This is a genomic window from Pseudomonas sp. Marseille-Q5299 (genome assembly GCF_943737035.1).
Lineage (GTDB): Bacteria > Pseudomonadota > Gammaproteobacteria > Pseudomonadales > Pseudomonadaceae > Aquipseudomonas > Aquipseudomonas putida_E.
The window spans coordinates 303150-317602 of sequence record NZ_CALSFR010000006.1 but is presented as its reverse complement, the minus strand read 5'-3'; the positions used below and the strand labels follow the sequence as shown (position 1 = coordinate 317602).

The following is a 14453-nucleotide window of genomic DNA, read 5'->3' as shown; positions in this document are numbered from 1 at the left end:
AAGCCTCAGAGCAGCACCACATCGTACTGCTCCTGCGAGTACATCGACTCGACCTGGAAGCGAATGGTTCGACCGATGAACGTTTCCAGCTCGGCCACGTTGCCGGACTCTTCATCGAGCAGGCGGTCGACCACCTTCTGGTTGGCCAGCACCCGATAGCCTTCTGCCTGATAGGCGCGGGCTTCACGAAGGATCTCGCGGAAAATTTCGTAACAGATAGTTTCCGGGGTTTTCAGCTTGCCACGCCCCTGGCAGGCGGTGCAGGGTTCGCACAGTACCTGCTCCAGGCTCTCACGCGTGCGCTTGCGGGTCATCTGTACCAGACCCAGCTCGGTGATGCCGATGATGTTGGTCTTGGCATGGTCACGTTCGAGCTGTTTCTCCAGCGTACGCAGCACCTGGCGTTGATGGTCCTCATCCTCCATGTCGATGAAGTCGATGATGATGATCCCGCCAATGTTGCGCAGGCGCAGCTGCCGGGCGATTGCCGTGGCCGCTTCGAGGTTGGTCTTGAAAATGGTCTCTTCGAGGTTGCGGTGGCCGACGAAGGCGCCGGTGTTGACATCGATGGTAGTCATTGCCTCGGCGGGGTCGACCACCAGATAGCCGCCGGACTTGAGCGGCACCTTGCGATCCAGTGCGCGCTGGATTTCGTCCTCGACGCCGTACAGGTCGAAGATCGGCCGCTCACCCGGGTAGTGCTCCAGGCGGTCGGCGATCTCCGGCATCAGTTCGGCAACGAACTGCGTGGTTTTCTGGAAGGTTTCCCGGGAGTCGATGCGGATCTTCTCGATCTTGGGGTTGACCAGGTCGCGCAGTGTGCGCAAGGCCAGGCCAAGATCCTCGTAGATGACCGTCGGCGCGCCGCAGGTCTGGATCTGGCTCCCAATCTGCTCCCACAGGCGGCGCAGGTAGCGGATGTCCTGCAGGATCTCTTCGGCCCTTGCGCCCTCGGCAGCAGTGCGCAGGATGAAACCGCCGGCGTTCTTGATGTCTTCGCTGTCCATGCAGTCACTGACCACCTGCTTGAGGCGATCACGTTCGGCTTCGTCTTCGATCTTCAGGGAAATGCCGACATGGCTGCTGCGCGGCATGTACACCAGGTAACGCGACGGTATGGACAGCTGGGTGGTCAGCCGTGCGCCCTTGCTACCGATGGGGTCCTTGGTCACCTGCACCACCAGGGCCTGGCCCTCGTGTACCAGTGCGGTGATGGTCTCCACGGCAGAACCTTCGCGCTGGGAAATTTCCGAGGCATGAATGAACGCGGCGCGCTCCAGGCCGATATCGACGAACGCCGCCTGCATGCCTGGCAGCACCCGCACCACTTTGCCCTTGTAGATATTGCCGACGATGCCGCGACGCTGGGTGCGCTCGACGTGCACTTCCTGCAGCACCCCGTTTTCCACCACCGCCACACGCGACTCCATCGGGGTGATGTTGATCAGGATCTCTTCACTCATGGCAGGCTCTCGTCAAAGGTCTTCGGTAATCATGGATCGCGGGCGCCGAGCTGGCTACTGCTGCTTTGTTACCTCAGGAGAACGCGCCGGCACCTGCCAGCAGGCGATACCGAATTGGGCGAGCAGCTCGGCCGTCTCGCTCAGGGGCAGGCCGACTACCGCCGAATAGCTGCCCTGAAGGCCGGTCACGAATACCGCCCCCAAGCCCTGGATGGCATAACCGCCGGCTTTATCCACTGGCTCGCCACTGGCCCAATAGCGCTGTGCTTCTTGCGGGTCGATGGCGCGAAAACGTACGTTGCTGGTGACGCAGACACTCAGGCAGCACTGGCCATCGCTCAGCGCCACCGCCGTCAACACCTGATGTTCGCGCCCTGCCAGGTCGGCCAGCATGGCCAAGGCATCTTCACGGTTTTCCGGTTTGCCGAGAATACGACCATCGAGCACCACCGCAGTGTCTGCGCCGAGCACCACGGCCGGGCCGGCAAGACTGGCAAGGCCAGCCTCGGCCTTGCTCCGGGCCAGGCGTTCGACATACGCCACGGCGCTTTCGTCTGGCAGCGGGGTTTCATCGATGGGGGCGCTGGTGACGGTGAACGGCACGCCGATCTGGGCCAGCAATTCACGACGACGGGGCGAGCCGGAGGCCAGGTAAAGTGGTTTCATGCAGACATCTCCCTGTCGGTGGCGGCGGCGCCGTCAGTTGATATGCAAACGCCGGCGCAGATCACGCAGGGCGAAGCTGATCCACGGCCAGAGCAAGGCGCTGATGACCGCCGACCAGACCAGCGCCAGCGTCGGCAAACGGTTGCCGGTGAGCGCACTGAGCCACAACTGGATCAGCTGGGCGATACCGAAGATCACCAGGATTACCAGGCTCTGCTGCCACATCGGGAACATGCGCAGACGCTGCTGCAGCGACAGCACCAGGAAGGTGATCAGGGTCAGGACCAGGGCATTCTGCCCGAGCAGCGTGCCGTACAGCACGTCCTCGGCCAGACCCAGCACGAACGCAGTGGTCATGCCGACCTTGTTCGGGACCATGAGCGTCCAGAACGACACCAGCATCGCCAGCCACATGGGCCGGAACACCTCGAGAAACGGTGGCATGGGCGAGACGCTGAGTAGCAGGCCAATGGCGAAGGTCAGCCAGATGACCCACCCGTGGTTACGGCGCGTTTTGGCCATCATTGCCTCCGAGGCTGGGCGGGTGCCGCAGGCGCTGCGGCAGGGCTGGCGGGTGCCGGGGCCGGTGCTGAAGCGGCCGGGGCCGGGGCCGCTGTGGCAGGTACCGCCGGCGTGGCCGGGGCCGGCGCTGCCGCTGCAGGCGTGCCGGGGGCAGCCTGTTCGCCATTGGCGCCAGGCTGAGCAGGGTTCGCTGCGCCCTTGCGGTCCGCCTCTTCCTGGGCGAGCGCCGCGTCGGTGGCACGCTGCTCCGGAGAACGCCGGTCGCTGAACACCAGCAGCATGTAGCGGCTGCGGTTGAGTGCGGCGGTAGGAATGGCGCGAACGATGGCGAACGGCTGGCCGGAGTCATGGATCACTTCGTTGACCGTGGCCACCGGGTAGCCGGCCGGGAAGCGCTGGCCCATGCCGGAGCTCACCAGCAAGTCGCCTTCCTTGATGTCAGCCGTGTCGGCAACATGACGCAGCTCCAGACGCTCCGGGTTGCCAGTACCGCTGGCAATCGCGCGCAGGCCGTTACGGTTGACCTGTACCGGGATGCTGTGGGTGGTGTCGGTCAGCAGCAACACTCGTGCGGTGTAGGGCATCAGCTCGACCACCTGGCCCATCAGGCCGCGGGCATCGAGCACCGGCTGGCCAAGGAACACACCGTCGCGCTCGCCTTTGTTGATCAGGATACGGTGGGTGAACGGGTTGGGGTCGACGCCGATCAGCTCAGCCACCTCGACCTTCTCGTTGACCAGTGCAGAGGAGTTGAGCAACTCGCGCAGGCGCACGTTCTGCTCGGTCAGGGCCGCCAGCTTCTGCAGGCGCCCCTGCAGCAGCAGGGCTTCGGTCTTGAGTTTCTCGTTTTCCGCGATCAGTTCGTTACGGCTGCCGAACTGGCCCGCAACACCTTGCCACATCCGCTGAGGCAAGTCGGTGATCCAGTACGATTCCATCAGTACCAGGCCCATCTGGCTGCGCACGGGCTTGAGCAGGTCAAAGCGCGCATCGACCACCATCAGCGCGACCGAAAGCACCACCAGTACGAGCAGGCGCACGCCCAGCGAAGGGCCCTTGGAGAAAAGCGGTTTAATGGGCCGTTCCTCGTGGACGACTCAGGAAGTCATTGGACATGGGACAACGCACCAGCCTGGTTGCGGGTTGACGGAAGCGGCGCCCCAACGGACGCCAGCCCAACGCATACAGGTAGCACTGCGCGTGCCACCTGTAAACCGGGCGCTCGATCACTCGCTGGAGAGCAGGTCCATCGCGTGCTTGTCCATCATCTCCAGTGCACGACCGCCGCCACGGGCCACGCAGGTCAGCGGGTCCTCGGCAACGATCACCGGCAAGCCGGTTTCCTGGGCCAGCAGCTTGTCGAGGTCGCGCAGCAGCGCGCCACCACCGGTCAGCACCAGGCCACGCTCGGCGATGTCGGAGGCCAGCTCCGGCGGAGACTGCTCCAGGGCGCTCTTGACGGCCTGAACGATGGTCGCCAGCGACTCCTGCAGGGCTTCGAGCACTTCGTTGGAGTTCAGGGTGAAGGCACGTGGCACGCCTTCGGCCAGGTTGCGGCCGCGCACGTCGACTTCACGCACTTCGCCGCCCGGGTAGGCGGTACCGATTTCCTGCTTGATGCGTTCGGCAGTGGATTCGCCGATCAGGCTGCCGTAGTTGCGGCGCACATAGGTGACGATGGCCTCGTCGAAGCGGTCGCCGCCAACGCGGACAGACTCGGCGTAGACCACGCCATTGAGCGAGATCAGGGCGATTTCAGTGGTACCACCACCGATATCGACGACCATCGAGCCACGGGCTTCTTCGACCGGCAGGCCCGCACCGATGGCAGCGGCCATTGGTTCTTCGATCAGGAACACTTCACGGGCACCGGCACCCAGAGCCGATTCGCGAATGGCGCGGCGCTCTACCTGGGTCGACTTGCACGGCACGCAGATCAGCACGCGAGGGCTGGGCTGCAGGAAGCTGTTTTCGTGAACCTTGTTGATGAAGTACTGCAACATTTTTTCACAAACGCTGAAGTCGGCGATGACGCCGTCCTTCATCGGACGAATGGCAGCAATGTTGCCGGGCGTACGGCCCAGCATGCGTTTGGCTTCGGTACCGACGGCGACGACGCTTTTCTGGTTGCCGTGGGTACGGATGGCAACTACCGAGGGCTCATTCAGGACGATACCGCGCTCACGCACGTAGATAAGGGTGTTGGCAGTACCCAGGTCGATGGAGAGATCGCTGGAAAACATGCCACGCAGTTTCTTGAACATGGGAAAGTGACCCTGGGGAAAGCGTGGGTAAAAAAGTGCGGCAAACTCTAACAATGGCAGGGATTTTGGGCAAGGAGCCAATATGTTAAATTGGTCGTTTTTCCGAGCACGCCAGCAGATGATCGCGGCCGTATGACCGCCAGAATGCCGACATGTTCCTCATCACGGACCTTATTCCGTTCTTTGTTTCCCCTGGAGATACCCATGGCGCTTGAACGCTGCGACGTGGAAAAGATCGCCCATCTGGCCCGCCTGGGCCTGAATGAAGGCGAACTGCCACGCATTACCGATGCACTGAACAGCATTCTCGGGCTGGTCGACCAGATGCAAGCGGTCGACACCACCGGCATCGAGCCCCTGGCCCACCCCCTGGAGGCCAGCCAGCGCCTGCGTCCCGACCAGGTCACCGAAAGCAACCAGCGCGATGCCTACCAAGCCATCGCACCAAAGACCGAAAGCGGTCTGTACCTGGTTCCCAAAGTCATCGAGTAAGGGATAGTGCCTGCCATGCATCAATTGACCCTGGCCGAGATCGCCCGCGGGCTCGCCGACAAGTCGTTTTCCTCCGAAGAGCTGACCGGCGCCCTGCTGGCGCGCATCCAGCAGCTCGACCCGCAACTCAACAGCTTCATCAGCGTCACCGAGGAGCTGGCCCTGGGCCAGGCCCGTGCCGCCGACGCCCGTCGCGCCGCCGGTGAGACCGGCGCACTGCTGGGCGCCCCTATCGCCCACAAGGACCTGTTCTGCACCAACGGCGTACGCACCAGCTGCGGCTCGAAGATGCTCGACAACTTCAAGGCGCCGTATGACGCCACCGTGGTCGCCAAGCTGGCCGAGGCCGGCATGGTCACCCTGGGCAAGACCAACATGGACGAATTCGCCATGGGGTCTGCCAACGAATCCAGCCACTATGGCGCGGTGAAAAACCCCTGGAACCTCGAGCACGTGCCAGGCGGCTCGTCCGGCGGCTCCGCTGCGGCCGTGGCTGCCCGCCTGCTGCCGGCGACCACCGGCACCGATACCGGCGGCTCGATCCGACAGCCGGCAGCACTGACCAACCTCACAGGCCTAAAACCGACGTACGGTCGCGTTTCGCGCTGGGGCATGATCGCCTATGCCTCCAGCCTCGACCAGGGTGGCCCGCTGGCCCGCACCGCCGAAGACTGCGCGCTGCTGCTGCAAGGCATGGCCGGTTTCGACGCCAAGGACTCCACCAGCATTGACGAGCCGGTGCCGGACTACAGCGCCAACCTGAATGCCTCGCTGCAAGGCCTGCGCATCGGCCTGCCGAAAGAGTACTTCGGCGCCGGCCTCGACCCGCGCATCGCCGAACTGGTCCAGGCCAGCGTCAAGGAGCTGGAAAAGCTCGGCGCAGTGGTCAAGGAAATCAGCCTGCCGAACATGCAGCACGCAATCCCTGCGTACTACGTGATCGCGCCGGCCGAAGCCTCTTCCAACCTGTCGCGATTCGACGGCGTGCGCTTCGGCTACCGCTGCGACGCCCCCAAAGACCTGACCGACCTGTACAAGCGCTCCCGTGGCGAAGGCTTCGGTGCCGAAGTCCAGCGCCGCATCATGGTCGGCACCTACGCCCTGTCGGCTGGCTACTACGACGCCTACTACGTCAAGGCGCAGCAGATCCGCCGCCTGATCAAGAACGACTTCATGGCCGCCTTCGAAGGCGTCGACCTGATCCTTGGCCCGACCACGCCCAACCCGGCCTGGAAGCTCGGCGCCAAGAGCAGCGACCCGGTCGCGGCATACCTTGAAGACGTCTACACCATCACCGCCAACCTGGCGGGCCTGCCGGGCCTGTCGATGCCAGCCGGCTTCGTCGATGGCCTGCCGGTCGGCGTACAGCTGCTGGCCCCGTACTTCCAGGAAGGCCGCCTGCTCAATGTCGCGCACCGCTACCAGCAGGTCACCGACTGGCACACCCGCGCCCCCAACGGCTTCTGAGGAATTCACACATGCAATGGGAAGTTGTGATCGGGCTGGAAATCCATACCCAGCTGGCCACCCAGTCGAAGATCTTTTCCGGCAGCGCCACCACCTTCGGCTCCGAGCCGAACACCCAGGCGAGCCTGGTTGACCTTGGCATGCCCGGCGTACTGCCGGTGCTGAACCAGGAAGCCGTGCGCATGGCCTGCATGTTCGGCCTGGCGATCGATGCCCAGATCGGCAAGCGCAACGTGTTCGCGCGCAAGAACTACTTCTACCCCGACCTGCCCAAGGGCTATCAGATCAGCCAGATGGACTTGCCGATCGTCGGCAAGGGCCACCTGGACATCGCCCTGGAAGACGGCACCATCAAGCGCATCGGCGTAACCCGCGCGCACCTGGAAGAAGACGCTGGCAAGAGCCTGCACGAAGACTTCAGCGGCTCCACCGGTATCGACCTGAACCGTGCCGGCACCCCGCTGCTGGAAATCGTCTCCGAACCGGACATGCGCAGCGCCAAGGAGGCCGTGGCCTACGTCAAGGCGATCCACGCGCTGGTGCGCTACCTGGGCATCTGCGACGGCAACATGGCTGAAGGCTCGCTGCGCTGCGACTGCAACGTCTCGATCCGGCCCAAAGGCCAGGCCGAGTTCGGCACCCGCTGCGAGATCAAGAACGTCAACTCGTTCCGCTTCATCGAGCGCGCGATCAACAGCGAAATCCAGCGCCAGATCGACCTGATCGAAGATGGCGGCAAGGTGGTTCAGGAAACCCGCCTGTACGACCCGAACAAGGACGAGACCCGCTCCATGCGCAGCAAGGAGGAAGCCAACGACTACCGTTACTTCCCCGACCCGGACCTGCTGCCGGTGGTGATCGAGGACAGTTTCCTCGAAACCATCCGTGCCGGTTTGCCGGAGCTGCCACCGCAGAAAGTCGAGCGCTTCCAGAGCCAGTATGGCCTGTCGGCCTACGACGCCAACGTGCTGGCCTCCAGCCGTGAGCAGGCGGACTACTTCGAGCAGGTGGTGAAGATTGGCGGCGACGCCAAACTGGCAGCCAACTGGGTCATGGTCGAACTGGGCAGCCTGCTGAACAAGCTGGGTATCGAGATCGACCAGGCACCGGTCAGTGCCGAGCAGCTCGGTGGCATGCTGCTGCGTATCCGCGACAACACCATCAGCGGCAAGATCGCCAAGACCGTGTTCGAGGCCATGGCCGCCGGTGAAGGCGATGCCGACAGCATCATCGAGAGCAAAGGCCTGAAACAGGTCACCGATACCGGCGCGATCGACAAGATGCTCGATGAAGTGCTTGCTGCCAACGCCGAGCAGGTCGAACAGTACCGCGCCGCCGATGAAGCCAAGCGCGGCAAGATGTTCGGCTTCTTCGTCGGCCAGGCGATGAAAGCCTCCAAGGGCAAGGCCAACCCGGGGCAAGTGAACCAATTGCTCAAGGCCAAGCTCGAAGGGTGAGCTTTGTAGGAGCGGCCTCGTGTCGCGAAAGGGCTGCAAAGCAGCCCCAAAGGCTTATGCAGTGACCTAGCCATGGGGCCGCGCTGCGGCCCTTTCGCGACACAAGGCGGCTCCTACAGCCACCGCGCCGCCAAGCGCGCCCAATGGCAGCACCGGAGCATCACCTTGCTAAAAAGATCCATCGCCACCCTGGCCCTGTTTTCCCTGTTGGCCGGCTGCGCCAGCCACGACATCGACCCCCGTGGTTACAACCAGACCGGCACCGCCTCCTATTACGGCGCCCGCCACCACGGCAAACGCACCGCCAGCGGCGAAGCCTTCAACCAGCACGGCCTGACCGCAGCGCATCGCAGCCTGCCCTTCGGCACCCGGGTACTGGTCACCAACCTCGCCAACCAACGCAGCGTGGTGGTCCGCATCAATGACCGCGGCCCGCACACACGCGGCCGGCTGATCGACCTGTCGCGCGCTGCAGCAGAAAAAATCGGCATGATCCGTAGCGGAACGGCGCGCGTGCGGGTACAAGGTCTAAGCGACTGACGCAACGGAGTTCCAACCATTTTCGACCTGGCCACCCTCCCCACCTTCAGCCTCCTGCAACTGGGCATAGCCTTGCTGTTGCTGGTGGCCGGCGCCGAACTGCTGGTGCGTGCCGCCCTTCGCCTGGCACAGCGTGTACACGTACGGCCGCTGATCATTGGCCTGAGCCTGGTGGCATTCGGCAGTACGGCGCCACAGCTGACCGTCAGCCTGCAGGCCGCCTATCAGGGCGCGCCCGATGTGGCCGTGGGCAGCGTGATCGGCAGTAACATCTTCAATGTTCTGGTGATCCTTGGCCTGGCTGCATTGATCATCCCGCTACGCGTGTCCCGCCAACTGGTGCGCCTGGACATTCCACTGATGATCCTCGCCAGCGCACTGGTCTATGCGCTGGCCGCCAACGGCCATCTGGGGCGCGTGGAAGGGCTGGTGCTGCTATCAGGCCTCGTGGGGTATCTGGTCATGCTCTGGCACCAGTCGCGCCACTATGCCCGCACTTACCCTGCACCGCGTGCGCTGGCCAGCAGCGCCGGGCGCTTCTGGACCGGCACACTGCTGCAAGTGGCGTTCGGCTTCGGCCTGCTCAGCCTGGCCGGCCACTTGCTGCTGGAAGCGGCGGTCGAAGTCGCGACCGACCTGGGCTTGTCTGAACGCATCATCGGCTTGACCGTTGTCGCGGTGTGCACGTCACTGCCCGAACTGGCTGCGGCGCTGATTGCCGCCCTGCGAGGGGAACGGGAGATCGCCGTGGGCACGGTGATCGGCAGCAACCTGTTCAATCTGCTGGCGGTGCTAGGCCTGACCGCACTGACTACACCCGAGCCGCTGACCATATCGCCAAACGCACTGGGCTTCGACCTACCGGTAATGCTCGGCGTCGCGGCGCTGAGCCTGCCAGTGTTCTACTCCGGGTACCGGATTACCCGGGCCGAAGGGTTGGTATTACTTGGCCTTTACCTGGTCTACGGGCTGCACGTGGTGGCGTTCACCATCGGCATGCCGCTGGCCGGCCGCCTGGAACGGCTGATGCTCTTCTACGTTCTGCCAGTGCTCGGCCTGGTGCTGTTGTACACCACTGTGAGGGCCTGGCGGCGGCAGCACTAACGGCGGGAAGGTAGTGTCGCGACGAAGTGCATGGCTTGGGTGGCGCGCCGCACCACTCAAGACATGCACCCTGACTCAAGCCTGCCGGGCTTTCTTCAACCGGAACGCTACCCAAAGCAGCGCAATCCACCCGGGTATCAGCATCACCGAAATACGAATCGGCGGGGTCAGGTACATCACCACCAGAATCAGCACGATAAATGCCAGGCACAGGTAGTTGGTGAACGGGTGCCCCCAGCTCTGGTAGAACGGCTGGATACCTGCCGCCAGCTTGGCCTTGCGGAACTTCAGGTGGGTAATGCTGATGCTCGCCCAGTTGATCACCAGCGCCGACACCGCCAGCGCCATCAGCAGGCCGAATGCATCACCCGGCATCAGGTAGTTGATCACCACGCACATGCCCGTAGCGAAAGCCGACACGCCCAACGCAGTCAGTGGCACACCGCTGCGGCTGACCTTGAGCAGCTGGCGTGGTGCGTCGCCCTGGCTGGCCAGGCCGAACAACATACGGCTGTTGGCGTACACGCAACTGTTGTAGACCGACAGCGCAGCTGTCAGCACCACGATATTGAGGATGGTCGCCACCAGGTCGCTGTCCAGTTCGTGGAAGATCATCACGAACGGGCTGCCACCCTGCACGACCTTCTGCCACGGGTACAGCGACAACAGCACCGCCAGCGCGCCGATGTAGAAAATCAGGATACGGTAAACCACCTGGTTGGTTGCCTTGGGAATGCTCTGGCGCGGGTTGTCCGCTTCGGCGGCCGTGATGCCCACCAGCTCCAGGCCACCAAAGGAGAACATGATCACCGCCAGCGCCATCACCAGCCCGGTGACGCCATTGGGGAAAAACCCGCCGTATTGCCACAGGTTGGCCACACTGGCGTCCGGGCCGCCGTGGCCACTGCTCAGCAGCCACGCGCCGAAACCGATCATGCTGACGATGGCCACCACCTTGACCAGGGCGAACCAGAACTCCATCTCGCCATAGACCTTGACCTGGGTCAGGTTGATCAGGTTGATCACCACGAAGAAGATCGCCGCCGTGGCCCAGGTGGGAAACTCCGGCCACCAGTACTGCACATAGATGCCAACGGCGGTGAGCTCGGCCATACCCACGAGCACATACACCACCCAGTAGTTCCAGCCCGAGACGAAGCCTGCGAACTCACTCCAGTATTGGTGTGCGAAGTGGCTGAAACTGCCGGCTACCGGCTCTTCGACCACCATTTCGCCCAACTGGCGCATGATGAAGAAAGCCATCAGGCCAGCGATGGCATAGCCCAGCAAAACGGAGGGGCCCGCCAGCTGGATGGTCTGGGCGATACCCAGGAACAACCCGGTACCGATGGCACCGCCCAGCGCGATCAGCTGGATATGGCGATTCTTCAGCCCGCGCTGCAACCGCTCGGGCGTGCTCTGGTCTTGCATGAAGTGTCCTTAAGCTCAGTGAGGCAGTGTTTTTTGAGGTATGCAGTCAAGGATCTAGATCCATCCGCCCCACTGCAAGATGAAAATACCAATATTGGTGGTGATCGCCGCCATTAGCGTAGTGATCACGATGATCGATGCCGCCAGTTCGTGATTGCCGTTGGCTGCCCGTGCCATGACGTAACTGGCCGCCGCAGTGGGGCTGCCGATGTACAGGAACAGAATGCCCAGCTCGGCCCCGCGAAAACCGCAGAGCCAGGCACCGAGCGTGCCGAACAGCGGCAACCAGAGCATCTTCACCAGGCTGGCATCGATGGCCAACTTGCCGCTGTCGCGCAGGGCGTTGAGCGACAGGGTGCCACCGATACAGATCAGCGCCAGCGGCAGGGTCATCTGCGCGAGGTAGTCGCCCGAGGTGAGCAACCAGTTGGGCAGGGGTACCTGCCCGTAGGCCATGGGCGTGGCCAGTAGCACGCTGATGATCAGCGGGTTGCTGAAAATGCTCTTGCAGATGCTCCACGGGTCGGACTTCAGGTCCGGGCTGTATACCGCCAGCACTACGGCTGAAAGCGAGTTGTACAGGAGGATCACCAGGCCTGCGAGCACTGCCCCCAGCGAGATACCGTAGTCCCCGTAAAGGCTGGCGGCCAGGGCCAGGCCGATCACGCCGTTGTTGCCGCGAAACGCACCCTGGGTGTAGATGCCGCGGTCGGCCAGCGGGCTGCGCCAGATTGCCAGGCCCCAGGCCACGGCGAAGCCGACCAGGGTGGCAGCGACGAAATAGAGGATGACACCCGGTTTGATCGCCGTTGCCAGGTCGGCATGGTAGATGCCGAGGAACAACAGCGCAGGCATGCAGACGTTGAACACCAGTTGCGAGGCAACCCGGTTGAAATTGTCGTCGATCAGGTGAATGCGTTTGAGCAGCACGCCCAGGAACAGCATGGCGAAGACGGGCGCCGTGATGTTCAGCGTCTGGATAAGAAGGGCGAGCATGCGCTAGCGATCCTGAAGGGTTGCCGTTAGGGGGCTAATGATACGCCAACGCGTCAGGAGTTGCGGGGATCAGCCGCAATATAAAGAAATTTCTGTTAGGCCCTATCGCCGGCAAGCCGGCTCCCACTGGTCCCCATCAAGCCTGAATACTGTGGAGCACCTGTGGGCCGGCTTGCCGGCGATAGGGCCGGTACTGCCAGGATAAGTTCAGCGCCGCACAGGCCGTTTCTGCAGCTTGCGCTGCAACGTGCGCCGGTGCATGCCCAGCGCCCGCGCGGTAGCGGAGATATTGCCCTCGTGCTCGCTGAGCACGCGCTGGATGTGCTCCCACTGCAAGCGGTCCACCGACATGGGGTTTTCCGGCACCAACGTATCCAGGTCCGTATGCTCCGAGAGCAGTGCCGCCAGCACATCGTCGGCATCGGCCGGTTTGCACAGGTAGTTGCACGCCCCGCGCTTGACCGCCTCGACCGCCGTGGCAATGCTCGAGTAGCCGGTGAGGATCACCACGCGCATTTCCGGGTCCAGCTCCAGCAGCTTGGGCAGCAGCACCAGGCCGGAGTCGCCCTCCATTTTCAAGTCCAGCGTGGCGTAGTCCGGCAGATCATTCTGCGCCAGGACCAGGCCTTCCTCGGCGGAGCTTGCAGTGCTCACGCGGAAACCGCGACGGCTCATGGCACGGGCCATGACCCGCGTGAAGGTGGCATCGTCATCCACCAGCAGCAGGTGCGGCAGCTCTTCGCTTTCGACCTGGTTTTCTTCGCTCATCATTCATCTCCTCGCTTGCCATGGGGCAGGCGCAGTTCGGTCAGGGTGCCACCCTGCTCATGACTATAGAGTTTCACCGAACCGCCCGCACGGGTCACGCTGGCTTTGCTCAAGAACAGGCCCAGGCCGAAGCCTTTGCCTTTGGTGGTAATGAAGGGTTTGCCGATTGCTTCGGCAATGGCCGGCGGCACGCCGGGGCCATGGTCGCGGATGCTGATGACGATGTCCTGGGCGTCCCAGTCCAGGCGTACCTCCAGGTCGTCAGGGCACGCATCGGCGGCATTGTTCAACAAGTTCAGCAGCGCCTGGGTCAGGTCCGGTGGCGGGGTCAGGCGGGGCACCTGGCCGTCGCGCAGACGCTGGAAGCGGTAGCTGGCTTCCGGACGCATCAGGTGCCAACGGTTCAGCGCCTCATCGAGCCACTCGGTCACGTCCTGCTCCACCATCGCCAGGCGGCGATTGGCTTCAGCGGCACGCACCAGTTGCTGCAGGGTTTCCTTGCACAGCTTGACCTGGTCCTGAAGGATCTGCAGGTCCTCCTGCAACAGCGGGTCGGCGTGGTCCTGGCGCATTTCGTTGAGCAGCACGCTCATGGTCGCCAGCGGCGTGCCCAGCTCATGGGCGGCACCCGCGGCCTGGGTGGCCACGGCCAACAATTGTTCGTCGCGCAGGCTTTCTTCGCGCCGTTCGGAGCGCAGTTTTTCCTGGCGGCGCAGCTCTTCGGCCATGCGCGCGGCGAAGAAGGTGATCACCGCAGCCGCCAGCGCGATGCTCAACCACATGCCGTAGACCTGCATCTTGTCCCGCGCCATCGGCAGGCCTTCAAGCGGGTAGAACTGGACCAGCAACAGGCTGTAGGCGGTCAGGGCGATACCCGACAGGATCAGCGAGTAGAGCCAGGGCAAGGTCACGGCGGCAATGGCCAGCGGCACCAGGTAATAGGAAACGAAGGGGTTGGTCGAGCCGCCCGAGTAATAAAGCAGCGCGCTGTGGATCAGCAGGTCGCAGGCCAGTTGCAGCGCGTATTCCAGTTCGGTGACCGGCAGCGACAGGCGCAAGCGCAACGCGGTGAAGGCGCACAGCAGGGACGACAGAGCCAGGGTCGCGGCCAGGGAAAACCACGGCAGCGGCAGCAGTTCGGTCCAGTAGGCAACGCCCACCGAGCCTGCCTGAGCGGCCAGGACCAGAACGCGAATGACAGTCAGGCGCCAGAGGTTCTGGCGGGTAGCGGACAGCGGTTGTGCGGCGGCGAGCATGAGCTCTCCTGATGAGTGCTCCAGGAC

At 63.4% G+C, this 14453-nt stretch carries 14 protein-coding genes; 5 read left to right on the top strand and 9 right to left on the bottom strand.

All coding sequences use genetic code 11. The features are described from left to right. Positions 1-5: 5 nt before the first annotated feature. The 5 genes from rng to mreB all read right to left on the bottom strand — a co-directional run bounded on the left by rng (position 6) and on the right by mreB (position 4915). Positions 6-1463 carry a ribonuclease G gene (gene rng / locus NGJ21_RS18735; protein ID WP_012316090.1) on the bottom strand — a complete coding sequence of 486 codons (1458 nt, stop codon included), beginning with the start codon at positions 1461-1463 and terminating at the stop codon, positions 6-8. A 54-nt stretch (positions 1464-1517) separates the two neighbouring features. After that, a complete protein-coding gene (locus tag NGJ21_RS18730; RefSeq protein WP_251962488.1) occupies positions 1518-2129 on the bottom strand; it encodes a Maf family protein in 612 nt (203 codons plus the stop codon). Positions 2130-2162: 33 nt separating this feature from the next. Then, entirely contained in the window at positions 2163-2651 is a 489-nt protein-coding gene (gene mreD, locus NGJ21_RS18725; RefSeq protein WP_012316092.1) for a rod shape-determining protein MreD, read from the bottom strand. Then, a complete protein-coding gene (gene mreC, locus NGJ21_RS18720; protein WP_115273940.1) occupies positions 2651-3727 on the bottom strand; it encodes a rod shape-determining protein MreC in 1077 nt (358 codons plus the stop codon). The genes mreD and mreC overlap by 1 nt, the downstream gene beginning before the upstream one ends. Before the next feature lie 150 nt (positions 3728-3877). Further along, positions 3878-4915 carry a rod shape-determining protein MreB gene (gene mreB / locus NGJ21_RS18715; protein WP_003255163.1) on the bottom strand — a complete coding sequence of 346 codons (1038 nt, stop codon included), beginning with the start codon at positions 4913-4915 and terminating at the stop codon, positions 3878-3880. 204 nt (positions 4916-5119) lie between these two features. Here mreB and gatC point away from each other — a divergent pair, with 204 nt between their 5' ends. The 5 genes from gatC to NGJ21_RS18690 all read left to right on the top strand — a co-directional run bounded on the left by gatC (position 5120) and on the right by NGJ21_RS18690 (position 9975). Further along, positions 5120-5407 (top strand): Asp-tRNA(Asn)/Glu-tRNA(Gln) amidotransferase subunit GatC, encoded by a 288-nt coding sequence (gene gatC / locus NGJ21_RS18710; RefSeq protein WP_012316094.1) that lies wholly within the window; start codon positions 5120-5122, stop codon positions 5405-5407. A gap of 15 nt (positions 5408-5422) precedes the next feature. Further along, positions 5423-6874: an Asp-tRNA(Asn)/Glu-tRNA(Gln) amidotransferase subunit GatA gene (gene gatA / locus NGJ21_RS18705; RefSeq protein WP_115273939.1), complete on the top strand. Its 1452-nt coding sequence runs from the start codon at positions 5423-5425 to the stop codon at positions 6872-6874. Between the two features lie 11 nt (positions 6875-6885). Beyond that, positions 6886-8331 carry an Asp-tRNA(Asn)/Glu-tRNA(Gln) amidotransferase subunit GatB gene (gene gatB / locus NGJ21_RS18700; RefSeq protein ID WP_039603446.1) on the top strand — a complete coding sequence of 482 codons (1446 nt, stop codon included), beginning with the start codon at positions 6886-6888 and terminating at the stop codon, positions 8329-8331. 165 nt (positions 8332-8496) lie between these two features. Next, on the top strand, positions 8497-8871 hold the full coding sequence (locus NGJ21_RS18695) for a septal ring lytic transglycosylase RlpA family protein (protein ID WP_115275495.1): 375 nt from the start codon (positions 8497-8499) through the stop codon (positions 8869-8871). A 60-nt stretch (positions 8872-8931) separates the two neighbouring features. Continuing rightward, complete coding sequence (locus NGJ21_RS18690) at positions 8932-9975, top strand: calcium/sodium antiporter (RefSeq protein ID WP_046784454.1); 1044 nt, start codon at positions 8932-8934, stop codon at positions 9973-9975. Between the two features lie 75 nt (positions 9976-10050). On the opposite strand, the gene NGJ21_RS18685 is transcribed toward NGJ21_RS18690, so the two are convergent. From NGJ21_RS18685 to NGJ21_RS18670, 4 genes are all read right to left on the bottom strand, one after another. Then, the gene (locus NGJ21_RS18685; RefSeq protein ID WP_046784455.1) at positions 10051-11406 is read right to left on the bottom strand and encodes an amino acid permease; all 1356 of its coding nucleotides are present in this window, start codon (positions 11404-11406) and stop codon (positions 10051-10053) included. A 54-nt stretch (positions 11407-11460) separates the two neighbouring features. Further along, positions 11461-12402: an AEC family transporter gene (locus NGJ21_RS18680; RefSeq protein WP_046784456.1), complete on the bottom strand. Its 942-nt coding sequence runs from the start codon at positions 12400-12402 to the stop codon at positions 11461-11463. A gap of 207 nt (positions 12403-12609) precedes the next feature. Then, on the bottom strand, positions 12610-13170 hold the full coding sequence (locus NGJ21_RS18675) for a response regulator transcription factor (RefSeq protein ID WP_039604181.1): 561 nt from the start codon (positions 13168-13170) through the stop codon (positions 12610-12612). Then, positions 13170-14426, bottom strand: coding sequence for an ATP-binding protein (locus tag NGJ21_RS18670; protein ID WP_046784457.1), 1257 nt, complete (start codon positions 14424-14426; stop codon positions 13170-13172). Before NGJ21_RS18670 ends, NGJ21_RS18675 begins: the two co-directional genes overlap by 1 nt. Positions 14427-14453 lie beyond the last annotated feature (27 nt).